17 protein-coding genes are annotated in these 23,217 nt (G+C 69.0%); 6 read left to right on the plus strand and 11 right to left on the minus strand.

All coding sequences use genetic code 11. The annotated features are described in order from the left end of the window. The first annotated feature begins 79 nt into the window (after positions 1–79). Complete coding sequence (locus tag J7520_RS04135) at positions 80–577, plus strand: methylated-DNA--[protein]-cysteine S-methyltransferase (protein WP_291184381.1); 498 nt, start codon at positions 80–82, stop codon at positions 575–577. Positions 578–686: 109 nt separating this feature from the next. On the opposite strand, the gene J7520_RS04140 is transcribed toward J7520_RS04135, so the two are convergent. The 6 genes from J7520_RS04140 to J7520_RS04165 form a co-directional block, all read right to left on the minus strand. Further along, a complete protein-coding gene (locus tag J7520_RS04140) occupies positions 687–1,331 on the minus strand; it encodes a DUF4124 domain-containing protein (RefSeq protein WP_291184384.1) in 645 nt (214 codons plus the stop codon). A 39-nt stretch (positions 1,332–1,370) separates the two neighbouring features. Then, a complete protein-coding gene (locus tag J7520_RS04145) occupies positions 1,371–2,099 on the minus strand; it encodes an SDR family oxidoreductase (protein ID WP_291184387.1) in 729 nt (242 codons plus the stop codon). Positions 2,100–2,163: 64 nt separating this feature from the next. Next, positions 2,164–3,738 carry an MFS transporter gene (locus J7520_RS04150; protein ID WP_291184390.1) on the minus strand — a complete coding sequence of 525 codons (1,575 nt, stop codon included), beginning with the start codon at positions 3,736–3,738 and terminating at the stop codon, positions 2,164–2,166. Positions 3,739–3,941: 203 nt separating this feature from the next. Then, the gene (locus J7520_RS04155) at positions 3,942–5,168 is read right to left on the minus strand and encodes an MFS transporter (RefSeq protein ID WP_291184393.1); all 1,227 of its coding nucleotides are present in this window, start codon (positions 5,166–5,168) and stop codon (positions 3,942–3,944) included. 34 nt (positions 5,169–5,202) lie between these two features. Beyond that, entirely contained in the window at positions 5,203–8,397 is a 3,195-nt protein-coding gene (locus J7520_RS04160) for a multidrug efflux RND transporter permease subunit (protein ID WP_291184396.1), read from the minus strand. 203 nt (positions 8,398–8,600) lie between these two features. Then, the gene (locus tag J7520_RS04165; RefSeq protein ID WP_291184399.1) at positions 8,601–9,812 is read right to left on the minus strand and encodes an efflux RND transporter periplasmic adaptor subunit; all 1,212 of its coding nucleotides are present in this window, start codon (positions 9,810–9,812) and stop codon (positions 8,601–8,603) included. A gap of 196 nt (positions 9,813–10,008) precedes the next feature. Between J7520_RS04165 and J7520_RS04170 the strand changes: the two genes are divergently transcribed. After that, a complete protein-coding gene (locus tag J7520_RS04170; RefSeq protein ID WP_291184402.1) occupies positions 10,009–10,647 on the plus strand; it encodes a TetR/AcrR family transcriptional regulator in 639 nt (212 codons plus the stop codon). Positions 10,648–10,886: 239 nt separating this feature from the next. Next, on the plus strand, positions 10,887–12,557 hold the full coding sequence (locus tag J7520_RS04175) for a diguanylate cyclase (RefSeq protein ID WP_291184404.1): 1,671 nt from the start codon (positions 10,887–10,889) through the stop codon (positions 12,555–12,557). 104 nt (positions 12,558–12,661) lie between these two features. Here J7520_RS04175 and J7520_RS04180 read toward each other — a convergent pair whose 3' ends face one another. Both J7520_RS04180 and J7520_RS04185 read right to left on the minus strand, forming a co-directional pair. Then, positions 12,662–13,288 carry a 2-hydroxychromene-2-carboxylate isomerase gene (locus J7520_RS04180; RefSeq protein WP_291184407.1) on the minus strand — a complete coding sequence of 209 codons (627 nt, stop codon included), beginning with the start codon at positions 13,286–13,288 and terminating at the stop codon, positions 12,662–12,664. A gap of 179 nt (positions 13,289–13,467) precedes the next feature. After that, positions 13,468–15,885: an acyl-CoA dehydrogenase gene (locus tag J7520_RS04185; protein WP_291184410.1), complete on the minus strand. Its 2,418-nt coding sequence runs from the start codon at positions 15,883–15,885 to the stop codon at positions 13,468–13,470. A gap of 281 nt (positions 15,886–16,166) precedes the next feature. Between J7520_RS04185 and J7520_RS04190 the strand changes: the two genes are divergently transcribed. From J7520_RS04190 to J7520_RS04200, 3 genes are all read left to right on the plus strand, one after another. After that, positions 16,167–17,327, plus strand: coding sequence for a M23 family metallopeptidase (locus J7520_RS04190; RefSeq protein ID WP_291184413.1), 1,161 nt, complete (start codon positions 16,167–16,169; stop codon positions 17,325–17,327). A gap of 128 nt (positions 17,328–17,455) precedes the next feature. Further along, positions 17,456–19,519: a choice-of-anchor Q domain-containing protein gene (locus J7520_RS04195; RefSeq protein WP_291184416.1), complete on the plus strand. Its 2,064-nt coding sequence runs from the start codon at positions 17,456–17,458 to the stop codon at positions 19,517–19,519. An 86-nt stretch (positions 19,520–19,605) separates the two neighbouring features. Next, the gene (locus J7520_RS04200) at positions 19,606–20,409 is read left to right on the plus strand and encodes an AMP nucleosidase (RefSeq protein ID WP_291184419.1); all 804 of its coding nucleotides are present in this window, start codon (positions 19,606–19,608) and stop codon (positions 20,407–20,409) included. Positions 20,410–20,515: 106 nt separating this feature from the next. Here J7520_RS04200 and J7520_RS04205 read toward each other — a convergent pair whose 3' ends face one another. The 3 genes from J7520_RS04205 to J7520_RS04215 form a co-directional block, all read right to left on the minus strand. Further along, positions 20,516–21,070 (minus strand): adenine phosphoribosyltransferase, encoded by a 555-nt coding sequence (locus J7520_RS04205; RefSeq protein ID WP_291184422.1) that lies wholly within the window; start codon positions 21,068–21,070, stop codon positions 20,516–20,518. A gap of 1 nt (position 21,071) precedes the next feature. Continuing rightward, entirely contained in the window at positions 21,072–21,995 is a 924-nt protein-coding gene (gene grxD, locus J7520_RS04210; protein ID WP_291184424.1) for a Grx4 family monothiol glutaredoxin, read from the minus strand. A gap of 241 nt (positions 21,996–22,236) precedes the next feature. Further along, complete coding sequence (locus J7520_RS04215) at positions 22,237–23,028, minus strand: UDP-2,3-diacylglucosamine diphosphatase (RefSeq protein ID WP_291184428.1); 792 nt, start codon at positions 23,026–23,028, stop codon at positions 22,237–22,239. Positions 23,029–23,217 lie beyond the last annotated feature (189 nt).

Raw genomic sequence — 23,217 nt, forward strand, 5'->3', positions numbered from 1 at the left:
GATGCCGTCGAGGGCGGCCTCTCCCGGATCGTGTGGCGCGCTACGCTTCTCCCATCGACCCCAGCAACGGACCCACAGGATGGACTACGACTATCTCGAGACACCCATCGGACGGCTGCTGCTGGTCGCCGATGAAGACGGCCTGCGCTGCGTCGACTTCCCGAACAAGGATCAGGACGCGCGCATCGAACAGGGCTGGCAACGCAGTCGTCGCTTCCTGGGACGTGTGATCGAGCAGCTCGACGCCTACTTCGCCGGCGACCTGCACGTGTTCGACGTCGCGCTGGCGCCGCGCGGCACGGCGTTCCGCAAGAGCGTCTGGGACGAGCTCCTGCGCATTCCCTACGGCGAGACGATCAGCTACGGCGAACTCGCGCGGCGCATCCGCCAGCCACAGGCGAGCCGCGCCGTCGGCGCGGCGAACGGCGCGAATCCACTGCCGATCATCGTGCCCTGCCATCGGGTGATCGGCAGCTCCGGCAAGCTGACCGGTTTCGGCGGCGGTCTGCCGACCAAGCAATGGCTGCTCGAACACGAGCGGCGCCATGCGCCGCGGCCGTCGCTCGTGCTGCAATGACGGCACGGTCGCGGCAGGACGACGCGACACGAAGAACGAGGAAGGAACACCAGAGGCAGAGCGCGCTCCGGCTCCCTCCGTCTTCTTCACGGTCCGATCGCTTCCTCTTTCAGCAACCCCGCTGGCGCGCGCGCAACTCGCGTTGCTGCTGCTTCAACTGCGCTTCGGTGTCGCTGAACGCGCGCCTCATCTTGCCTTGCAGGCGATCGAGCTCGTCGCGTAGATAGGCACAGGCTTCCTGCGGCGCGGCGTGATGGCATTCGTCCTCGACCTGTACGTAGTTCGTCGCGAACGGCGCTTCGTCGGCCGGAATCGTCGGCGGCGTGCGCAAGCCCGGCGCCGACACGCCGATGCCGTCGCGGCCGCCATAGGCCTGCGCGAGGCTGCGACCCGAACCGGACAGCATGCCGTAAGGCACCGCATAGCGATCGCCGATGCCGCTGTCGCTGAGATAGCGGCTGCCGTCGTAGCGCGTGCACAGGAAGAAGCTCGGCGGCGGTTCGCGCGGTACGGAAGGCTCCGGCGGCTGCGGATTCCCGGCGGGCGTCGCCTCGACGACGGCATCGTCCGCCGGCGGCGGTGGCGGCGCGTACTGCGGCAGCTGGAATCGCTCCTGCCGCGACGAGTCGCGACACGGCCGGTCCTGGAAACTCACCGAGCCATCCGCCGCCGTGCATTTGAATGCGTCGGCCGCGAACGCGACGGGCGTCGCGAGCAGCACAATCAGCGCGAGGATCGAAGGGCGGCAGCGCATGCCGCCAGTGTACGCCGCCGCTTCGATCGCGCCGAGAACCTACCAGGGCAAGGTCTGGCCGAGGTGCGAGAAGCTGCCGTTCGGGCCGTCCGCGCCGATCAGGGCGAGCTCGACGCTGGACCGGGCGCCGTCGGGAATGTCGAGCTCGCCATTGCCGCCGTTCATGTCGGTCTTCACGTAGCCCGGGTGGACTGCGTTGACCTTGATCGGCGTCTCGCGCAGCTCGTGGGCGAGATGCACGGTCCATGCGTTCAACGCCGACTTCGACGCGTCATAGGCCGGAATCTTGAAGTCGTAGATGCCCGAACCCGGGTCGGTGTGCAGCGCCAACGAGCCGAGGATGCTCGACACGTTGACGATGCGCGCGGCCGGCGATTTCTTCAGCAGCGGCAGGAACGCCTGCGTCACCGCGACGACGCCGAACAAGTTGGTGTCGAAGGTCTTGCGCCAGGCGTCGAGCGGCTGCTGTGACGGCTTCTTCGTCGGATCCTCGGCGAGGATGCCGGCATTGTTGACGAGGATGTCGAGACGGCCGTGCGCGGCTTCGACTTCCTTCGCCGCGGCGGCGATGCCGTTCGCGTCGTTCACGTCGAGCGCGATCGCGTCGACGGTGAGGCCTTCCTGCCGCAGCTTCGCCGCGGCGTCGTTCGCCGCGGCGCGGTCGCGCCCGGCGAGCAGGACGTGGACGTCGTTCCGTGCGAGCTGGCGTGCGGTTTCAAGGCCTATGCCGCGCGTGGCGCCGGTGACGAGGGCGATTTTCCGAGTCATGGAGTTTCTCCTTGGTTGGCGGACGCGCATCGCGCATCCTTGGGATGGGTCGTGGATCGAGTAATCAGGGATTGCAGGACGCGGCGTTCGGGCATTCGGCGCCGTCCGCGGCGAGCCTCGCCACGGCGGTGGTCGCCGGTGCGGAGCGCGGTGTCGCGCCGAAGACGAAATAGCTCAGCGCCGCCAAGGCCAGCACGCCGAGGCCGCCGTACGTCAGCACCCAGGCGAAGCCCTGCGCCAGCGCGCTGCGCGCGGCGGCGTCGGAGGCGGCGAGATTTCCGGCCGCGATGCTTTCCGCCATCGTGCGCACCTGCGTCCCGTCGATCGCACCGCCGAGTGCATGCACCAACTGCGCGGCCACGCCGTTCTGCAACAAGAGGCCCATGACGGCGATGTTGATCGCGAGCGCGATCAGGCGCGCACTGACGTCGATGCCCGAGGCCATGCCGGCACGGTCGCTCGACACCGAGGCGGTGGTCGTGTTGGTGACCGGCGTGTTGGTCAAGCCGATGCCGACGCCGGCGAGCAGCGTGCCGGGCAGGATCGTCCATCCGTTCGCCTGCTCGACCGAGCTGCCCCACAGCATCAGCAGGAAGCCGGCGCCGATGGCGGCGAGGCCGAACGGCACCGCGAAGCGCGCGCCGCGACGCTGCAGCAGACGCTCGGCCAGCGGCGTCATGACCAGGAACGGCAAGGTGTAGGCGAGCAGGAACAGGCCCGAGGTCGTGCTGTCGTAGCCGAGCACGCCCTGGAAATAGATCGGCAGGTAGATCATCAGCGGCCAGTAGCTGAAGTTCATGCCGACGCAGCCGACGATCGCGCCGGAGAACGCGCGGATCTTGAACACCGAGAAATCGAACATCGGATGCGCGTGCCGGCGCTCGACGCGAACGAAGGCGACGAATGCGGCCAGGCTGACGGCGAGGATCGCCAGCGTCGCCGGGGCGGTGAAGCCGCCGAGGTCCGGTCCCTGCGTGATCGCGTAGGTCAGCGCGAACACCGCCACCGACAAGGTCAGGATGCCGGCGAGGTCGAGCTTTTCCGCATTCGGATCGCGCGATTCGCGTACGTGTGCGACGGCGAGCAGCAGCGCCACGACGGCCAGCGGAACCTGGATCAGGAACACCCATTGCCAGTTCGACGCCGCCACGATCACGCCGCCGATCAGCGGTCCGAAGCCGAGACCGATGCCGCTGATCACGCCCCAGGCGACGAAGGCGCGGCTGCGCTCGGCGCCTTCGCGGAACTGGTGCGAGAGCACGGCGACCGTGCAGATGAACATCGCGCCGCCGGCCATACCCTGCAGGAAGCGGCCGACGACTAGCACGCCCACGTTCTGCGCCACGCCGCACCACAGCGAGGTCAGCGCGAACGCGGCGATGCAGAGCAGGAACACGCGCTTGCGCCCGAAGCGGTCGGCCAGCGTGCCGGTCGCCATCAGCACCGTCGTGCAGGCGATCGTGTACGCGTTCATGATCCACTGCAGGTCCTTGAAGTCGGCGTGCAGGACCTTCTCCAGCGTCGGCAGGATCACCGGCACGCTGGAGATCTCCAGACCGAACATCAGCGAAGCGAGACAGACCGCGACCAACGCGATCGAGTTGCGGCGGGCGTCGGCGGAAGTCGTCGTGACAGCCATCGGTGGATCCTCGAAGGGGTATCGAAACGCCATGCTGTCCGAAGCGGTGCGCGCCGGCTGGCCGTTTTCGGCCTTCAACGTGCGTGCGGCACGTTCGCTGCGCTGCGGACGGAATTGCCGCGCGTCACGTCATTTGCGGCCGCGCGACGCATCGCATCGTCGACGCGGCGTCGAGGTTCGGTGCGGAGGCCTGCGGCGCAAGGTCACGAGTGCGCCGCCGCGTTCGCGACGCCCGAGTGCAGGGGAATCCGGCTCGCGTAGGCGAGCACCAGCAAGGCGCCGAGGAACGCCGCGCCTGCGCTCAGCATCAGGACCGGGTCGATGCCGCGGTGATCGACCAGCCAGCCGCCGAGCAGGGCGCTGCCGCCGATCATCACCTGGAACGCCACCACCAGGGCCGAGATGCCGCGCTCGGCCTTGTCTGGCGCGGTCACGAACATCCAGGTATTGGCGAGCATCGGGAAGCAGCCCCAGGCGATGCCCCACAGGCTCACGAGTACGACGATCGCGATCGTCGACTTCGCGAAGATCGTCAGCAGGCCGATGCTGAGCATGAGCACGACCGCCGTGGCCAGGAAGCCGTAACGCACGTCGCGGCTGCCGAGATGTCCGCCGATCCAGGTGCCGACGACGCCACCGACGCCGAAGATCAGCAACGTGGTGGCGATCAGGTCGACGTCGAAATGCGCCGCATGCTGCAGGAACGGCGCGAGATAGGCGTAGGAGAGGAAATGCGCGGTGCCGACCAGCATGATCGCGACGAAGCCGACCCGCGGCGGCATCGACGACAGCAGCAGTCCCATGTCGCGCAGGCGGAACTGGTCGATCGCGGGGACGCGCGGCATGAAGCGCAGCAGGGCGAGCATCGCCAGCACGCAGACCAGGCTGATGATCGCGAACGCGGCGCGCCAGCCGATCGCGCCGGTCAGCCAGGTCGCGAGCGGTACGCCGAGCACGGTCGCCGCGGTGACGCCGAGCATGTAGACCGACATCACCTTGGCGATGTGGATTCCCTTCGGTGCCACGCGCGGCACGACGGTCAGGGCGATCGACCAGAACCCGCCGACGGCGACGCCCTGGAACAGGCGTCCGATCAGCAGGAGGGCGTATGTGGACGCCGCCGCTGAAATCAGATTGCCGAGCACGCTGGCCAGCACGGTCAGCAGGATCAGATCGCGACGGTCGGCCCTGCGTCCCAGGTACGGCGCGAGCACGGCCGCCAGCGCGGCGGAGATGCCGGGCAGCACGATGGTCGCGCCGGCATCGCCGGCGCTGATGCCGAGGTCGGTCGACAGGATGTTGAGAATGCCGACCGGCAGGAATTCGCTGGTGACCAGGATGAAGGCGGTGACGCTCATCGCGATCACCGGCGCCCAGCGCGCCGTCGGCCGGCAGTCGTCGTTGCACGGAATGGCAAGGGATTCGGACATGTGCGGATCTCGTTGACGAAATAACGGCCGGCGGTCAGTGGCCGGGCGCCGGTTCCAGCGCCGTCGTCGGCGCCGCCGCCGCGCGCTGCGCGCGACGGCGCCGCACCAGCAGGTAGAACACCGGCGTCAGCAGCAGGCCGAAGAAGGTCACGCCGAGCATGCCGGAGAACACCGCCACGCCCATCGCGCGGCGCATCTCGGCGCCGGCGCCGGTCGCCAGCGCCAACGGCACCACGCCCATCACGAATGCGAGCGAGGTCATCAGGATCGGACGCAGGCGCAGGCGGCACGCGTCGAGCACGGCCTGCCACACGCCGACGCCCTGCGCCTCGCGGTCCTTGGCGAACTCGACGATCAGGATCGCGTTCTTGCAGGCGAGGCCGATCAGCACGATCAGGCCGATCTGGGTGAAGATGTTGTTGTCGCCGCCGGCCGCGAGCACGCCGGCGATCGCGCAGAGCAGGGTCATCGGCACGATCAGGATCACCACCAGCGGCAGCGACAGGCTCTCGTACTGCGCGGCCAGCACCAGGAACACCAGCAGCACGACCAGCGGGAAGATGATCACCATCGTGTTGCCGGCGAGGATCTGCTGGTAGGTCAGGTCGGTCCACTCGTAGGCGAACCCGTTCGGCAGTTCCGTGCGCAGCACTTCCTCGATCGCCGTCTGCGCCTGGCCGGAGGAATAGCCCGGGGCGGCGCCGCCGTTGAGTTCCGCGGCGAGGAAGCCGTTGTAGTGCGGCACGCGATCGGGACCGGAGGTTTCCTTGGCGGTGACGAAGCTGGCCAGCGGAATCATGTCGCCGTGCGCGTTGCGCGTCTTCAGGCGGCCGATGTCCTCCGCGTTGAGGCGGAAACCCGGTTCGGCCTGCGCGTTGACCTGGTAGGTGCGACCGAAGCGGTTGAAGTCGTTGACGTAGAGCGAGCCCAGGTACATCTGCATCGTGTCGTACACGTCGCGCAGCGCGACGCCGGCGGCTTTCGCCTTCTCGCGATCGACTTCGACCTCGATCTGCGGCACGTTGACCTGGAAGCCGGAGAACAGCCCGGCGAGTTCCGGACGCTTGCCGGCCTTCTCGATCACGTTCTGCACGACCTGGTACAGCTCGTCCGCGCCGCGGCTGCCGCGATCTTCGATCTGCAGCTTGAAGCCGCCGATCACGCCCAGGCCCTGCACCGGCGGCGGCGGGAAGATCGCGATGTAGGCGTCCTGGATCTTCGAGAACTGCGCGTTCAGCGCGGTTGCGATCGCGCCGGCGGACATCGACGCGTCGGTGCGCTCCTCGAACGGCTTCAGCGGCGTGAACGCGATGCCCATGTTCGGCGCATTGGTGAAGCCGTTGATCGACAGGCCGGGGAATGCCGGCACCGATTCGATGCCGGGCGTCTTCAGCGCGATGTCGCCCATGCGCCGGATCACCGCGCTGGTGCGATCGAGCGTGGCGGCCTCGGGCAGCTGCGCGAAGCCGACCAGGTACTGCTTGTCCTGCGCCGGTACGAATCCGGTCGGCGTGCGCGCGAAGGCGAACGCGGTGAGCACGATCAGGCCGAGGTAGAGCACCACGGCGACCGAGCTGCGGCCGAGGATGCGGCTGATCATGCCGACGTAGCCGTTCGAGGCGCGCGTGAAGAAGCGGTTGAACGGGCGGAAGAACCAGCCGAGCGCGCCGTTGAGAAAGCGCGTGGCGCGATCCGGCGGCGCATCGTGCGACTTCAGCAGCAGCGCCGACAGCGCCGGCGACAAGGTCAGCGAATTGAACGCCGAGATCACCGTCGAGATCGCGATGGTGATCGCGAACTGCTTGTAGAACTCGCCCGACAGGCCGCTGATGAACGCGGTCGGCAGGAACACCGCGCACAGCACCAGCGCGGTGGCGATGATCGGGCCGGTGACTTCCTTCATCGCCTGTACCGTCGCGTCGAACGGCGCGAGACCTTCGCCGATGTTGCGCTCGACGTTCTCGACCACCACGATCGCGTCGTCGACGACGATGCCGATCGCCAACACCAGGCCGAACAGCGACAGCGTGTTGAGACCGAAGCCGAGCAGGTGCATGACGCCGAGCGTGCCGATCAGCGACACCGGCACCGCCAGCAGCGGGATGATCGAGGCGCGCCAGGTCTGCAGGAACACGATCACCACGATCACCACCAGCAGGATCGCTTCGAGCAGCGTGTGCAGCACGGCGTTGATCGAGCCGCGCACGAAGATGGTCGGGTCGTAGGCCGGGTCGTACTCGATGCCTTCGGGGAAGGACTTCGACAGCTCCTTCATCTTCGCGCGCACCGCGTCGGAGATCGCGATCGCGTTGCTGCCGGGGCGCTGGTAGATGCCGACGCCGACCGCGGTCTGGTTGTTGAGCATCGCGCGCAGCGCGTAGTTGTCCGAGCCCAGTTCCACGCGCGCGACGTCGCGCAGGCGCGTGATTTGGCCGCTGCTGCCGGTCTTGATGATGATGTCGGCGAAGTCCTCTTCGTCGACGAGGCGGCCCTTGGTGCTGACCGCGACCTGGAAGTTCGGCCGGCTCGACCCGTCGGACACCGAGGGCTGGGCGGGCGAGCCGAGCTGGCCGGCCGCGACCTGCACGTTCTGCTCGCGGATCGCGTTGGCGATGTCGCCGGCGGTCAGGCCGCGCGCGGCGACCTTCTCGGGGTCCAGCCACACGCGCATCGAGTAGCTGCCGCCGCCGAACTGCTGCACGTCGCCGACGCCGTCGATCTTGGCCAGCTCGTCCTTGATGTTGAGGATCAGATAGTTGGCGAGGTAGTTGAGGTCGTAGCGGCCGTCCGGCGAAATCAGGAACACGCCCATCGTGATGTCGGGCGTGGACTTGTTCACCGTCACGCCGATGCGCTGCACGTCCTGCGGCAGCTTCGGCGTCGCCTGCGCGACGCGGTTCTGCACCAGCTGCTGCGCCTTGTCGACGTCGGTGCCGAGCTTGAAGGTGACCGTCAGCGTCATCACTCCGTCGGCGGTCGCCTGCGAGAACTGGTACAGCATGTCCTCGACGCCGGTGATCGCCTGCTCGAGCGGCCCGGCGACGGTGTCGGCGATCACCTTGGGATTCGCGCCGGGATACGTGGTGCGCACGACCACGGTCGGCGGCACGACTTCCGGATATTCGGAAATCGGCAGCTGCCGGATCGAGACTAGGCCAGCAATCAGGATCAGCGCCGACAGCACGCCGGCGAAGACCGGGCGCGTGATGAAGAATTGGGAGAGGTTCACGGGAGCGAGTCCTTTGTTTTTCTTTCCCTTCTCCCGCTCACGGGAGAAGGTGCCCGGAGGGCGGATGAGGTCGAAGCCGCCCTCCGGCGGCTGAGGGTGAGGTAGGAATGCCGATCGGAAAGCGCACCAGGGATGGTGGCTTGCGTCACACCTCCTCACCCATCCCTCTCCCGCAAGCGGGAGAGGAGGCAGGATTCAATTCATCAGTTCAGGCCGCCGCGCGCATTGCCGCCCGCGGTCGACGCCGTACGGTTCGATGCCGGCGCCAGCTGCCCGATCACGGCCGTGTTCGTCGTCATCTCGACCCGCGTCGGTTTCACCGCGCTGCCGGGACGTGCGTGCTGCAATCCGTTGACGACGATGACGTCGCCGGCGGCGAGTCCCTGCTTGACCACGCGCAGGCCGTCGAGCGAGGCGCCGAGTTCGACGAAGCGGCGTTCGAGCGTGTCGTCGGACTTCAACGCGAGCACGTACTTCTTGCCGAGGTCGGTGCCGACCGCGCGGTCGTCGATCAGCACGGTCTCGCGGCTGTCGCCGCCGACCATCTTGATGCGCGCGAACAGGCCCGGCGTGAAGCGGCCGTCCGGGTTGTCGAACACGGCGCGGCCACGGATCGTGCCGCTCTGCGCGTCGACGACGTTGTCGAGGAAGTTCAGCCGTCCCTCGTGCGGATAGCCCTGCTCGTCGATCAGGCCCATGAACACCGGGCTGTCGGCGCGGCGGCCGTCGCCGCCGAGGCCGGCCTGGCGCGCGAACTTCAGGTAGGTGTGCTCGTCGGCGTCGAAGTAGGCGTAGACCGGATCGTCGGAGACCACCGTGGTCAGCACGCTGGCGTTGGAGACGAGGTTGCCGGCGGTGATCAGCGCGCGCGAGACGCGGCCGTCGATCGGGGCGCGCACCTCGGTGAACTCGAGGTTGAGCTTGGCCGCGTCGAGCGCCGCCTGCGCCGCGCCGACGGCGTCGACGCCGGTCGCTTCGGCGGTGGCGAGCTGGTCGAAGTCCTGCTGCGAGATCCAGTGCTGGCCGAGCAGACGCTTGCCGCGTTCGTGGTTCGACGCTGCCAGCTGCTGCTGCGAACGCGCGCGCTTCAGTTCGGCGGTGAGGCGGTTGACCTCGGCGCGGAACGGGCGCGGATCGATGCGGAACAGCAGCTCGCCCTTCTTCACGCGGGCGCCCTCGGTGAAGTTCACCGAATCGACGAAGCCGCTGACGCGCGGGCGGATCTCGACGCTGTCGACCGCCTCGAGGCGGCCGCTGAATTCTTCCCAGTCGCGCAGCGGCTGGCTGATGACGGCGGCGACGCTGACTTCGGGCGCCGGCGGCGCGGCCGGCGCGTCGGTCGCCTGCGAGCGGGCGCAGCCGGCCAGCACGAGGGCGGCGAGCAGCGGAAGTACGGCAAAGGAGGCGGTTCTCATGAGTCTGTCCTTGGGCTGAGGCGGGCCGGGGTGCGAAAATCCTTCTGCGGCCACGGCGCGCGGGTTCTCTCCTGCTGCGTCGCGGCTTGACCGGCGGACGGAACGCCGCAATGCTGTTGCAACGTTAGTTACCGGTCAGTAACATTGTGGTACGTTACTGACTGGTAACTCACGTGTCAAGAGGAGGAGTCGTGTCATGAACGCAAAACCCGTCGCCACCGAGAACGCCGCCCCGGCCGACAAGCCGCGCGTGCGCGATCGCATCCTCGACGCGGCTTGCGATCTGTTCTATCGCCACGGCATTCGCGCGGTCGGCGTCGACGCGATCGCCAACGAAGCCGGCACGAACAAGATGAGCTTCTATCGGAGCTTTCCGTCGAAGGACGACCTGGTCGCCGAATACCTGACCGACCAGGAGCGCGAGTACTGGGCGCGCTGGGACGAGACGATCGCGCCGTACGCGGGCGATGCGCGGCGCCAGGTCGAGGCCCTGGTCGCCTCCGACATCGATCTCGCCTGGCTGCGCGCGAAGGCGATCGAAGGCTGCAAGTGCAAGACCAGCCGCGGATGCGCGCTCGGCAACGCCGCGGTCGAGATTCCCGAGGACAACGACCGGCTCGGCGACATCGTGCACCGGTACAAGACGGAAATCCGCCGCCGCCTGCGCAAGCTCGCGCGCGAGATGGGCGCGAGCGACCCGGACGCGCTCGGCGACGCGCTGATGCTGTTGCGTGAAGGCGGCTACTACACGCGCCTGACCTTCCCGAACAACACCGGCCCGATCAGCGCGATCGTCAAGGCCGCGCGCGCCCTGATCGACGCGCACCTGGAGTGAGCCGCCGGGCGGCGCCGGCTTGTCGAGTGCGTCGCCCGTGAAATCTGTGAAGAAGCGTTTCGTCCGGGTAGCCGTGCGCTGAGCGCGTTCGTCGCGATGGCATCATCGGCTCGCTGCGACCGTTCGTTCGTCGACCGCGGCAGGAGGCCGGGTTCGGCAGGTCATTCTCGAATAGGCGCGCCGTGGATCGTGGGTGTTTTCGCATCGTCGTCTGGCTCAGGGCATTCGCGCTTGCCCTGATGCTGGCGAGTGCGGCCGCGCAGGCGCAATCGGTTGCGCTGGTGGTCGAACGCTTCGATCCGGGCACCGCCGCGGTCGATCCGGCCGCCCTGATCAACGGCGCCAACGATCGCGATTTCGTCGCGCAGGCCTACGCCGCCGTCACGCCCGCGCGCGACCACGCCGTCTGGTACCGCATCCGGCTCGCCGCCGATTGGGCCAGCGAGGGGCCGCCGGTGCTCGCGATCTTCGACCCGCAGGGCCTGGACGCGACCGTCTACCTCCCGCCCGACCACGTCGAGGTCAGGCATTCGATCTACGCGGCCGACGCGAACGCCGGCTTCACGCGACACGCGCTCATGTTCGATCTGCCCGCGGGTCTGAAGGCCAGCGCGCCGATCTACCTGAAGATCAAGCCCGACAAGGCGGTGCCGCGGCGGGTCGAGATCACGCCGATGCTCGATGCGCTGGTGCGCGACCTCGGCCGCGCGCGGCTCGACGTGCTGTTCCCGTCGGTGCAGGTCGCCACCTTGCTGGTGATGCTGTGCTTCTTCCTCGCCCTGCGCGAGCGCATGTATCTGTATTTCGTCGGCCACGTCGTCTTCGTCGTGCTGTACGAGCTGTACCAGTTCGGCGTCGGCTACGAATACGCGCCGTTCGACCTGCTCGCGCCGCTCGGCGGCCGCGCGGTGCTGCTGACGGCGGCGATCTCGATCGTGCTGATGATCGAATTCTCGCGCCAGTTCCTCGAACTGGTGCGCTACGCGCCGCGCCTGGACCGGCTGCTCGGATTCGGACGCTGGCCGTTCGCCGCGCTGGCGGTGCTCGCGGCGCTGCCGGCGTTGCTGCCGGACTGGATGGTCGAGTACGCATTGGCGGCGCTGCTGCTGGCATTGGCCCCGCTGCTGCTCGGCGCCGGCCTGCTCACCTGGCAGCAGGGCAGCCGCCGCGGCGGCTTCTTCCTCGGCGCCTGGATTCCGGGCCTGCTGCTGGTGATCCTGCGCGCGCTGCAGCTGATCCTGCACTGGCCGCTGCCGGTCTGGCTCGAGTTCGCGCTGCCGGCCGGATTCGCCTATGCCAGTCTCGTGCTCGCCTACGGGCTGGCCGACCACACGCTGTCGATCCGCCACGAGCGCGACGTCGCGCACCGGCTCGCCGAGCACGACGCGCTGACCGGCGTGCTGAACCGCCGCGCGATCCTGGCGCGGCTGCGCGCCGGCTTCCTGCAGGCGCGCGAGACGGAGGAGCCGCTGTCGCTGCTGTTCCTTGATCTCGACCACTTCAAGCAGGTCAACGACACCTACGGCCATCACGTCGGCGACCAGTGCCTGCGCGCGCTGGTCGGGCCGATCCTCAGCGAGATGCGTCAGGGCGACGCGCTCGGCCGCTACGGCGGCGAGGAATTCCTCGTCGTGCTGCCGGGCGCCGCCGCGGCGAACGCCGAGGTCGTCGCCGAGCGCATCCGCAAGCGCGTCGAAGACATGGCGCTGCTGGTCTCCGGCCGCCGCATCGGCGTGACCCTCAGCATCGGCATCGCCGCACTCGACGCCGACGTGCTGACGCCGAACGACCTGATCGAGCGCGCCGACGCGGCGCTGTACCGCTCCAAGTCGGGCGGGCGCAACCGGATCAGCACGCATCCCGAAGCGGAAGGATTGGGCGGCGAAACGGCGTTCGAATCGTCGAACTGACGGCCGCGACGTAGCGCGTATCGCATCCGGCGGAACGGCAACGCCGCTCGCGTGATCGCGGCGACGCTCGAGGCGCCGCGCTCGAATCGTGTGCCGTCGGATCGTCAGCGCACGCGCTGCACGCCGGGCAGCGCGGCGATGCGTGCGTACTCGCCGGTCGAGAACCGTGTCGGATCGGCCAGCCAGTCGGCGATCATCGGCGTCGCGTCCTCGCCCCAGAACCGCTCGCCACCGATGTCGAGCGTCGGCACGCCGAACACGCCGCGCGCGAGCGCCGTTTCGGTGTTCGCGCGCAAGGTGGCCTTCACTGCTTCGTCGGCGATCGCCGCACCGACGTCGTCGATGCCGAGATGGCGGCCCACCTCGGCCAACTCCGCCGCATTCTCCCCGCTGCGGCCATCGCGCCAGAGGTGATCGAAGATCGCTTCGATCGCGCGCCAATCGGCGCCGGCGGCGACGCACAGCCGCAGCGCGGCGAGCGGATTGAACGGATGCGCGGGCGGGAAGCGCAACGTCGTGCCGATCCGGCCGGCGCGCCACTGGACGAAGCGGTAGGTGAATTCGCGCTTGCCCGGGATCTCGGCCGGACCGAGCTGGCCGTGGTGCTTGAGCACGGCGCCGAACACGATCGGTTTCGGTACGACGTCGATGCGCTCGCCGAGCGCGCGGATCTGCGGCAGCTGCAGATACGCGAACGGAGAGATGAAGTCGAAATACCACTGCGCTTGCATGGGATGCTCCGTTGGTTCGCGGTCAGGTGAAATGCTTTGCGAAGCGGGTTCGGGGAACGTCGATCGAAGCGCGTTCGCGGGCGTGACATCGGCGCGGCCGGCCGGCCCTTTCCGGGTGCAGCGTCTCGTCGCCATGGGCGTCTCGTCCCGGCGCGGAGCCTCGGTGCCGCGCGTAGCCTTCAGTGCAGCGTCTTGTAGACGTCGGGTTCGAACGCGTCCACCGCGATGACCTCGTCGCGCGCGTCGCGCGCCTCGTTGAGCAGGTCGTACTCGGCGCCGGTGATGACGCCGGCGGCGGCGCCGAGGTCGTCGAGCAGATAGCCGGGCGCGCGGTCGAGCACGCCGGCGCGCACCGCGTCGCGCAGTTTGGTCTCGATCGGGATCGCGCGCACGGCCTTGTCCAGCGCGGCCTCGAGCGCGCCGAGGCCGGGTTCGTCCGGCGGCGGCACGAACACGTCGGCGGTCAGCGTGCGGCGCGCCTCGCGGTCTTCGAGGATGTCGCGCGCGACTTCGCTGCCGAGCCGGTCCGACGGCGGCCGGAAGCGTGCGCCGAGCGGGAAGATCGCGATCTTCATCGGCACCGCGATCCAGCGCACGGGCAGGTTGTCGAGCACGCCGAGCAGCGCTTCCTGGATACGGTACAGGCACAGCTCGACCGACCAGCGCACCAGCGCGTAGTTCGGCCGCGTCTTCGGCTCGTCGTGGTAGCGCTTCAGCGCGCAGCTGGCGAGGTAGAGATAGGCGAGCGCGTCGGCGAGCCGGCCCGACAGCTTCTCGCGCCGCTTCAGCGAACCGCCGAGCGTGCCCATCGCGGTGTCGGAGAGGATCGTGAAGGCCGCCGAGAAGCGCGACAGGTGCTGGTAGTAGCGGCGCGTGTCGGGCGTGTCCGGCGCCTCCGCCAGACGCGCGCCGGTCCAGGCCAGCAGCTTGGTGCGCGTGGCGCGCGTGACGAACAGGTTCAGATGCCCGAACAGGGCGCGGTCGAACGCGGCGAGGTCGTCGGCGGCGACCGCCTCGATCTCCTTCTGCACGAACGGATGGCAGCGGATCGCGCCCTGGCCGTAGACGATCATCGTGCGCGTGAGGATGTTCGCACCCTCGACGGTGATGCCGATCGGCACCGCGTCCCAGGCGCGCGCGAGTACGTTGCGCGGGCCGCGCTGGATCGCGCTGCCGGCGCGGATGTCCATCGCGTCGGCGATCACCTGGCGCATGCTGTCGGTCAGATACGCCTTGCAGATGTTGCCGATCACGGCCGGCTTCTCGCCGGCGTCGAGCGCGCCGCAGGTCAGGCTGCGCGCCGAGGTCATCAGGTAGGTCAGTCCGGCGATGCGCGCGAGCGGCTCTTCGATGCCTTCGAAGCGGCCGATCGGCGTGTCGAACTGTTCGCGCACGGTGGCGTAGGCGCCGCAGATGCGCGTGGCGAGCTGCGCCGCGCCGATCGACAGCGCCGGCAGCGAGATCGAGCGTCCGGCGGCGAGCGACTCCATCAGCATGCGCCAGCCGCGGCCGATCTGCTCGCGGCCGCCGATGACGGCTTCGTCGAGCGGCACGAACACGTCCTTGCCGACGATCGGTCCGTTCATGAACGGCACGCCCATCGGATCGTGGCGCAGGCCGATCTCGATGCCCGGCGTCGCGCGCGGAATCAGCGCGCAGGTGATGCCGCGATCGACGCGGTCGCCGATCAGCTTCTGCGGATCCTTCAGGCGGAACGCGAGGCCGATCAGGCTCGCCACCGGCGCCAATGTGATGTAGCGCTTCTTCCAGTTCAGGCGCAGGCCGAGCACCTCGACGCCGTCGATCATGCGCTTCTCGACGATGCCCTCGGACTGCGTCGCCGCGGCGTCGGAGCCGGCTTCGGGGCCGGTCAGCGCGAAACACGGGATCTCCTCGCCGCGTGCGAGCCGGCCGAGGTATTTCTTCTTCTGTTCGTCGGTGCCGTAGTGCAGCAGCAGCTCGCCGGGGCCGAGCGAGTTAGGCACCATCACGGTGACCGCCGCGGTGACCGAGCGGCTGGCGATGCGCGTGACCACGCGCGAATGCGCCAGCGCCGAGAAGCCCAGGCCTCCGTGCTCGGCCGGGATGATCATGCCGAGGAAGCGCTCGCGCTTGATGAAGTCCCAGATCTCCGGCGGCAGGTCGCGCTGCTGGTAGACCTCCCAGTCGCTCAGGCGCCGGCAGAGTTCTTCCACCGGTCCGTCGAGAAAGGCCTGTTCCTCCGCGTTGAGCGCGCGCGGGCGGAACGCGAGCAGCTTGTCCCAATCCGGCATGCCGCCGAACAGATCGCCGTCCCACCACACCGTGCCGGCTTCCAATGCGATGCGTTCGGTGTCGCCGAGCCGCGGCAGCACCTTGGCGAACTTCGGCATCACGAAGCGCGAGACCAGCGCGCGCCGCAGCGGCGGCAGCCCGAACACCGCGGCGAGCGCGACCAGCACGATCGTCGTGCCGGCGAACAGGTTCGGCGACGCGACGCCGGCGATGCGCCAGCCGAGCAGCCAGACGCCGGCCGCGGCGACCCAGGCGAGGAAGCCGAGCCCGCGAAAGGCGAGGATCGAGAAGACCAGCAGGGCGAGTAGGAAGGTGATCAGCATCTGCGACTCCGGCCTCGTGCGTCGTCCCGGCGCGACCCGTGCGAACCGGATGGGGCAGGATGCCGAGGCGAACGTTCGCGCCGCGAACCCGACGGGCAGTCTGCCGATCCGGAGGATGGTCGCTCGGATTGTGGTCCAGTTGTCGCGCGATCTTCAATCCGTCGCCGCCGACGGAGCAACGGTTCGTTCCCGTCGGAACAGCTCGGCTTCACCCGTCGCGGGTGCGGAAAGGCAGAATGGCGACACCGGGCAATGGTTGTCCCGATGACGATGAACTTCCAATGAGCAGTACGGCTTCGTTCTTCCCGCGCGTTCTGCTCGGCGGCCTCGTGGCGGTGCTGTCGCCGTTCGTTTCGGCGCAGCGCGACGCGCGCCAGGCGTTCGATCTCGCCGTTCCGCTGGCGCCGACGTCGTATGTCGTCGACGGTCGCGCGCGGCTCGGCTATGAATTGCATCTGACCAACTTCGCCGCCGTACCGCTGCGCCTGACGCGCGTCGACGTGTTCGCCGAGGACGGATCGACGCCGCTGGTCACGTTGAGCGGCGGCGCACTCGCCGCCTCGCTCGGTCGCATCGGTCCGGAAGCGGGCGAGGATGCTTCGACGCTCGCCCCCGGCGTGCGTGCGATCGTCTATCTCGATCTCGCGGTCGATGCGCAGACGCCGCCGGCGCTGCGCCATCGCGTCGAATTCCAGTCGACGACGGACGGCACGTCCGCGCGAGTCGAAGGCGGCCGCGTCGCGCCGAGGCCGGCAGCGACACGAGCGCTGGGCGCGCCGCTGCGCGGCGGTCCGTGGGTCGCGGTCTACAGCGCCGAGTGGACGCGCGGCCACCGGCGCGTGCTGTACGCGGTCGACGGACGCGCGCGGATTCCCGGTCGCCACGCGATCGACTGGATCAAGCTCGATGCGCAGGGCGGACAATTCGCCCGCGAGGGGAAGGACAAGCGCGACTGGTACGGCTATGGCGCCGACGTGCTCGCAGTCGCCGACGCCACCGTCGCCGCCGTGCGCGACGACGTGGCGGAACCGGTCGCCGTGTCCGACGGCAATCCCGCCGTCTCGATTGGCGATGCGAGCGGAAACTACGTCGCGCTGGCGCTCGCCGACGGCCGCTACGCGTTCTACGAGCATCTGAAGCCGGGCAGCATCAAGGTCCGACGCGGCGAGCGCGTACGCCGCGGCGACGTGCTCGCCGCGCTCGGCTACACCGGCCAGTCGACCGGGCCGCACCTGCATTTCCATCTCGCCGACGCGCCCCTGCCGCTGGCGGCGGAAGGCCTGCCCTACGCGTTCGAGGGCTGGCGACCGCTCGGCGCCTACGTCTCCGCCGAGGCGTTCGGCAAGGGCGGACGCTGGTCGCCGCCGGAGAACGACGAACCGGCGACGCGCGCGTTTCCGGCGCCGTTCGCGGTGGTGGAGTTCACGTCCCCCGCCCGCTGAGCCGGAGGCGCTTTCGCCGCGGCGCGTTGTGGCGCCGTCGGAGTTCGATGAAGGTTTCCCATCGACGCCTGTCCTCTCCCGCCGCCGTCTTGCGCTTCGCATCCGGCAACAAACGACGGGAGTGGGTCATGGGTATCCGCGTAGGTGTGTGGGTCGCCGGATTGCTCGCGCTGCCGCTGGCTCATGCCGGCGTGGTGCGGGACTGGCCGGGGGCCAGCTGCGCCGGCACTTTGCAGGCGTGCGTCGACGCGTCGTCGTCCGGCGACCAGGTGCGCATCGCGACGAACACGCCGGTGGACGAGGACGTCGACCTCGGCGACCGCGGCATCGCGCTGATCCCGGCGACGACGCTGATCGCGACCTATCGCCCGAGCTTCGCACCGGGCCGCTCGATCCGCGCCGTCGCCTCGGCCGCCGCCGGTGACGTGGAGGTGACCTTGCGCGGTCTGCACCTGGTCGACGGTTCCGTGACGGTCCACTACGGCGGCACGGGTTCGGCCGCCTACGATCTCAGCGACCTCGATCTGTCGCAGACCAGTCCGGCCGCACCGGTGTCCATCCGTGTGCAGGCGGCAGGCGGCACGGTGACGGCGAACCTGAGCGGCAATCGCATCGCCGGCAATCCATCGGCGTACGGCGGGTCGATCGAGCTGATGAGCGTCGACGCACGGCTCGACGCCTACGCCGCCTTCAACCGGATCGAGCACGCGCAAGGCGACCTGAAGAAAACCGGCATCCTGGTCGACGCGCAGGGCGATTCCGCCGGCGGCTACGTGCGCCTGTTCGGCAACGACGTGCGGCTCGCCGCCACATCCACCGATGGCATCGCGTTCACGCAGCGCGCCGGCGATCCGGCCGGCGCGCTGTACGCGCGCGCCTACTCGAACGCGGTCCACTGTGTCGCCGGTGGGCAGATGCGCGGGATGTCCTTCTCGGGTTCCGCCGGCACGCTCGATCTGCAAGCGGTGAACAATACGGTGGACCGCTGCCGGACCGGCATTCGCGTCGTGCCAGCAACGTCGTCCTCGTCGCCGGGCTTCGCCGGCCTGGTCTGGAACAACCTGGTCGTCGCCGACGAGATGGGTCTGCAGATCGATGCCGCTGCGGCCGCCGTGACCAACGACTACAACCTGATCAATGCGGCGTCGAATGCGGCGGCGCTCGGGTCGCATTCGATCACGGCACCGGCCGGGCTCGGCGTCGCGACCTGGCCGCGTCCCGCCGCGGGCTCGCCGGCGATCGACGCGGCGGACGCCTCGACGCTCGCCTACGGCATCGTCGACAACGGCCTGCCGCTGCTCGACGTCGACGGCCTGCGCCGAACCAAGGGTGCGCGCGCCGACATCGGCGCGTACGAATACGGCGACGTCGCCTACGCGCACGTCGCGAGCGCCGGCAACACCGGCAACCCGGGCGACCACGTCACGACCCTGGCCGACGAGACCGATCCCGGCGCGATCCTGTTCGCGACGCGCGCGCACATCAATCCCGACGGCATCCCCAACAGCTACGAACGGTTCGGCGTGTGGTTCAGTCTGTTCGCCGGCCACTGGACGATCTATCACGAGAACACCGCCGCGCCGATCCAGCCCGGAAAGCGCTGGCACGTATTCGCGCCGGCGCCCGGCGGAACCGTGTTCACGCACGTGGCCGCCGCGGCGAACACGGGGGCGGCGCGCACGCGCATCGATTCCGCGGCGACGAACGGCCTGCCCGGGCAGATCCTGCTGGTGCGCCACGACTTCAATCTCGACGGCGCTTATCACGACCATCCGGTCGCGGTGATCTGGACAGGCAGCGGCACGTCGGGGCGATGGAACATCGGCAACGTCGACGGCGCCGACATGGACGTCGGCGCCGGATTCAACGTCTACGCGCAGCCGCCGAGCCCGAACGCGTTCCGCCTGCCGCCGGCCATGCTCGGTGCTTCCGTGCAGGTGATCGACCATCCGCTGCTCGACGGAACGCCGTGCGCGCGGCCGCAGGTGACGATGGTGCGTGACCAGTACGAAGACGGGGCGATCGACGCGGACTTCATGGTCGAATACGAGACGCTGTCCAGCATCGCCGGCCACTGGCTGGTGCGCTCGCCGGCGCCGTTCGGGCGCGGCGTGTCGTTCAACGTGGTGGTCGATCCGGCGCAGGTGGCGGAATGCACCGACCGGTTGTTCGCTGACGGTTTCGACGGCTGAGCCGGAAGTCCGCGGCGGGCCGCGCCGAGCGCGGACCGGGGAGAGGAGGGCTTGCGCCGACGGCGATTCCGGCATTGAATCGACGGATGAAGAACAAGAGCGACATCGTTGAGAACTGGCTGCCGCGCTACACCGGCTCGCCGCTGGACGCATTCGGCGAACACATCCTGCTGACCAACTTCGGCCACTACGTCGAGCTGTTCGCTCAGTGGCACGGCGTCGAGGTACGCGGACGCGACCGGCCGATGCCGAACGCCACCGCCGACGGCATCACCATGATCAACTTCGGCATGGGCAGCCCGAACGCGGCGACGGTGATGGACCTGCTCTCGGGCGTCACGCCGAAGGCGGCGTTGTTCCTCGGCAAGTGCGGTGGGCTGAAGAAGAAGAACCAGCTCGGCGACCTGGTGCTGCCGATCGCGGCGATCCGCGGCGAGGGCACCTCGAACGACTACCTGCTGCCCGAAGTGCCGGCGCTGCCGGCGTTCCAGCTGCAGCGCGCGGTGTCGACGATGATCCGCGACCTCGGTCACGACTACTGGACCGGCACCGTCTACACCACCAACCGGCGCGTGTGGGAGCACGACGTCGCGTTCAAGGACTACCTGCGCAAGACGCGCTGCATGGCGATTGACATGGAGACCGCGACGGTGTTCGCCGCCGGCTTCGCCAATCACATCCCGACCGGCGCGCTGCTGCTGGTGTCCGACCAGCCGATGATTCCCGAAGGCGTCAAGACCGAGGCCAGCGACAAGGCGATCACCGCGAACTTCGTCGACGCGCACATCAAGATTGGCATCGAGGCGCTTAAGCTCGTGCGCCGCAACGGGCGCAGCGTGAAGCACCTGCGCTTCGAGGAAGAAATCGACCGGGAAGACGGCGATCGCTGAAGAGCGAAAGCGTTTGACGCGGATCAAAGCAAATAGACGCGGATAAAGACCTTTCGTAGTTTGGCTCTATCCGCGGAAATGCGCTTTGATCCGCGTCCGAGCTTCTTCAGTAGCGCAACAGCGCATGCAGCGGCAAGTCGCCACCCCAGTGCGTGCGGCCCGGCAGCGTGGTCAGTTCGATCAGGACGCCGGCGCCGACCACGTGCATGCCGGTTTTCTCGACCAGCGAGCGCGCGGCGGCCAGCGTGCCGCCGGTGGCGAGCACGTCGTCGACGATCAGTGCGCGCCGGCCGTCGTGCGGAGCGTCGGCGCGCACCTCGAGCGCATCGCTGCCGTATTCGAGCCGATACGCCGCCGCGACCACCGGCGGCGGCAGCTTGCCCGGCTTGCGCAGCGGCACGAAACCGCAGCGCAGCCGATCGGCCAGCGCGGCGCCGAAGATGAAGCCGCGCGATTCGATCGCGCAGACCACCTGCACGTTCGCCGCACGCCACGGTTCGGCGAGCAGGTCGATGCAGTGCGCGAAGCCGTCGGCATCGGCGAGGAGCGGCGTGATGTCGCGGAACGTGATGCCGGGCTGCGGGAAGTCCGGCACCGCGCGAATCAGATCGAACAGACGCTGCACGACTTCCGTCGCGTCGTCGTTGTCGGCGGAGGCCATCTCAGTAGCGTGCGACGGACGGATCGACCTCGAGCGCCCAGGCGTCGATGCCGCCTTCGACGTTCCACAGGTTGGTGAAGCCGTGTTCGCGGAAGTGCTCGGCCGCGTTGCGGCTGGAGATGCCGTGATGGCAGATGAAGGCGAGCGGCGTGTCCTTCGGCAGCGCGGTCAGGCGCGCGTGCGTGTCCGGCGTCAGCACGTCGGCGCCGGCGATCTTCGCGATCGCGCGCTCGTGCTCGGGGCGCACGTCGATCAGCGTGACGTCGCCGGCGTCGAGACGCTGCTTCAGCGTCTGCACGCTCATCGGCTTCAGCGCTTGCGGTGCCTGCGGCAGGAAGATCGCCAGGCCCTCGCCGTGCGGCGTGCGCGTCCAGTCGATCGTCGCGCCGCGCGCGCGCTGCGCACTGGCGACGTCGAAGCGGATCTCCAGGCCGTTGGCGTCGACGACGATGTCGTTGTCGCCGGCCTCGCGCAGCTGGAACTGCGGATTGAAGCGGCCGTCGACGATCAGGAATAGTTTTGCCTCGCCGGCGTCGGCGAGCGCGCCGCGGATGCGCTCGACCGCCGCGTCGGAAATCGACACCGTCGGCGGCGTGCGATCCGGCTCCGGCACGCCGAGCACGCGATGCAGTTCGCCCGAATCGAACATCGACTGCACGATGTCGGCGCCGCCGACCAGTTCGCCGCCGACGTAGAGCTGCGGGATCGTCGGCCAGTTGCCGAATTCCTTGATGCCGGCGCGGATCTCCTCGTCGGCGAGCACGTCCACCGTCGCGTAGTCGTCGAGCAGCGCGTTCAGGCGGTCCGCGGCGGCGGCGGAGAAGCCGCATTGCGGCGCGTGGCGCGAGCCCTTCATGAACAGGACGACGGGATGGCTGGCGAGCAGCGCTTCGATGCGCGCGCGCGTGGCGGGGGTGAGCGACATGACGGAGTCCGAACGGGAAAACGCGCATGATACGCCGCGTGCGCAACCCGTGCCGCGCCCTGGCGCCGCTGCGGCCCTTGCCGACGACGCGCCCGCGAAAGCGGCGTCCACGGCAAGCCTCTCCGGACGACCGGTCCGCGTTCCGCGAACCATGTTGCCACGGGTCATCCGCATGGATGTCCGCTCCCGCCTCGCGCGTGCCGCTCCGCTTCCGCGGAGGAAGACGACTTCCGGATGCGCCCTAGGCGGCCGCGGGCAACGCTTCCGGCACCGGCATTTCCGCGCGGCACAGCGCGATCGAACGGCGCTGCTCGGTCCAGTGCAGGAGTTCGAGCGCGCCGTCGTGGTGCTCGACCAGCGCGGTGCAATGCTCGACCCAGTCGCCGTCGTTGACGTAGAGCACGCCGCCGCGGTCGACGATGCGGCCGTAGTGGATGTGGCCGCAGATTTGGCCGTCGAAGCCGTCGTGGCGGGCCTGTTCGGCGACACGCCTTTCGAAGTCCTCGATGAAGCGCCGCGCGCGGCCGATCGTCTGCTTGATGCGGATCGACAGCGGCAGGTAATCCAGGCCGAGGCGTCGGCGCAGCGCGTTGAAGCGCCGGCTGGCCGAGCAGATGAAGCCTTGCAGCGCGTCGCCGAGCTTGAGCAGCCAGGCCGGCGCGTCGTGCCCGCCGTCGAATTCGTCGCCGTGGCTGACGCGGTAGCGGCGGCCGTCGGCAGCCACGTGCACGGCGTTCAGCGCGATCTCGACGCCGCCGAAGCGCTGTCCGGCGAAGCGGCGCAGCGCGGCGTCGTGGTTGCCGGGGATGTAGGTCACCTTGGTGCCGCGCGCGGCGATGGCGAAGATCTCGGCCAGCACGGCGCCGTGTTCGTCGCGCCAGTACGGCTGCTTCTCGAGGTTCTCCAGGTCGACGATGTCGCCGACGAGGTAGAGACGCTCGCACTGCGCCGAGCGCAGGAAGTCGAGCAGATAGCCGGCCTGGCAGTCGGCCAGACCGAGATGGACGTCCGAGATGAAAACGCTGCGAAACATCGTTCGCGTCATCACGTGTCTCCGCAGGAAACCGGCGCAAGTGTGCGATTCGCCGATCGCGATAGCGTTGCTGCGGCGTTGCAGGGTCGTGACATCGCGTGCCCGCGCGTCGCGCCGCCCATGCAATACGCGCGTCATTTCGGAGCGCTAGCGTCGACTGGGGCACGACCGTGCGCGATCGCCTCTGAG

Source organism: Dokdonella sp. (genome assembly GCF_017744955.1).
Classification (GTDB): domain Bacteria; phylum Pseudomonadota; class Gammaproteobacteria; order Xanthomonadales; family Rhodanobacteraceae; genus Dokdonella_A.

Bases quoted from the DNA above. Each gene is read 5' to 3' on its own strand.
- J7520_RS04135 (WP_291184381.1), top strand. From the start codon at position 80: ATGGACTACGACTATCTCGAGACACCCATCGGACGGCTGCTGCTGGTC.
- J7520_RS04175 (WP_291184404.1), top strand. From the start codon at position 10,887: ATGCTGGCGAGTGCGGCCGCGCAGGCGCAATCGGTTGCGCTGGTGGTC.
- J7520_RS04145 (WP_291184387.1), bottom strand. From the start codon at position 2,099: ATGACTCGGAAAATCGCCCTCGTCACCGGCGCCACGCGCGGCATAGGC.
- J7520_RS04170 (WP_291184402.1), top strand. From the start codon at position 10,009: ATGAACGCAAAACCCGTCGCCACCGAGAACGCCGCCCCGGCCGACAAG.
- J7520_RS04195 (WP_291184416.1), top strand. From the start codon at position 17,456: ATGGGTATCCGCGTAGGTGTGTGGGTCGCCGGATTGCTCGCGCTGCCG.
- J7520_RS04200 (WP_291184419.1), top strand. From the start codon at position 19,606: ATGAAGAACAAGAGCGACATCGTTGAGAACTGGCTGCCGCGCTACACC.
- J7520_RS04205 (WP_291184422.1), bottom strand. From the start codon at position 21,070: ATGGCCTCCGCCGACAACGACGACGCGACGGAAGTCGTGCAGCGTCTG.
- J7520_RS04215 (WP_291184428.1), bottom strand. From the start codon at position 23,028: ATGTTTCGCAGCGTTTTCATCTCGGACGTCCATCTCGGTCTGGCCGAC.
- J7520_RS04140 (WP_291184384.1), bottom strand. From the start codon at position 1,331: ATGCGCTGCCGCCCTTCGATCCTCGCGCTGATTGTGCTGCTCGCGACG.
- J7520_RS04180 (WP_291184407.1), bottom strand. From the start codon at position 13,288: ATGCAAGCGCAGTGGTATTTCGACTTCATCTCTCCGTTCGCGTATCTG.
- J7520_RS04165 (WP_291184399.1), bottom strand. From the start codon at position 9,812: ATGAGAACCGCCTCCTTTGCCGTACTTCCGCTGCTCGCCGCCCTCGTG.
- J7520_RS04150 (WP_291184390.1), bottom strand. From the start codon at position 3,738: ATGGCTGTCACGACGACTTCCGCCGACGCCCGCCGCAACTCGATCGCG.
- J7520_RS04155 (WP_291184393.1), bottom strand. From the start codon at position 5,168: ATGTCCGAATCCCTTGCCATTCCGTGCAACGACGACTGCCGGCCGACG.
- J7520_RS04190 (WP_291184413.1), top strand. From the start codon at position 16,167: ATGAGCAGTACGGCTTCGTTCTTCCCGCGCGTTCTGCTCGGCGGCCTC.
- J7520_RS04185 (WP_291184410.1), bottom strand. From the start codon at position 15,885: ATGCTGATCACCTTCCTACTCGCCCTGCTGGTCTTCTCGATCCTCGCC.
- grxD (WP_291184424.1), bottom strand. From the start codon at position 21,995: ATGTCGCTCACCCCCGCCACGCGCGCGCGCATCGAAGCGCTGCTCGCC.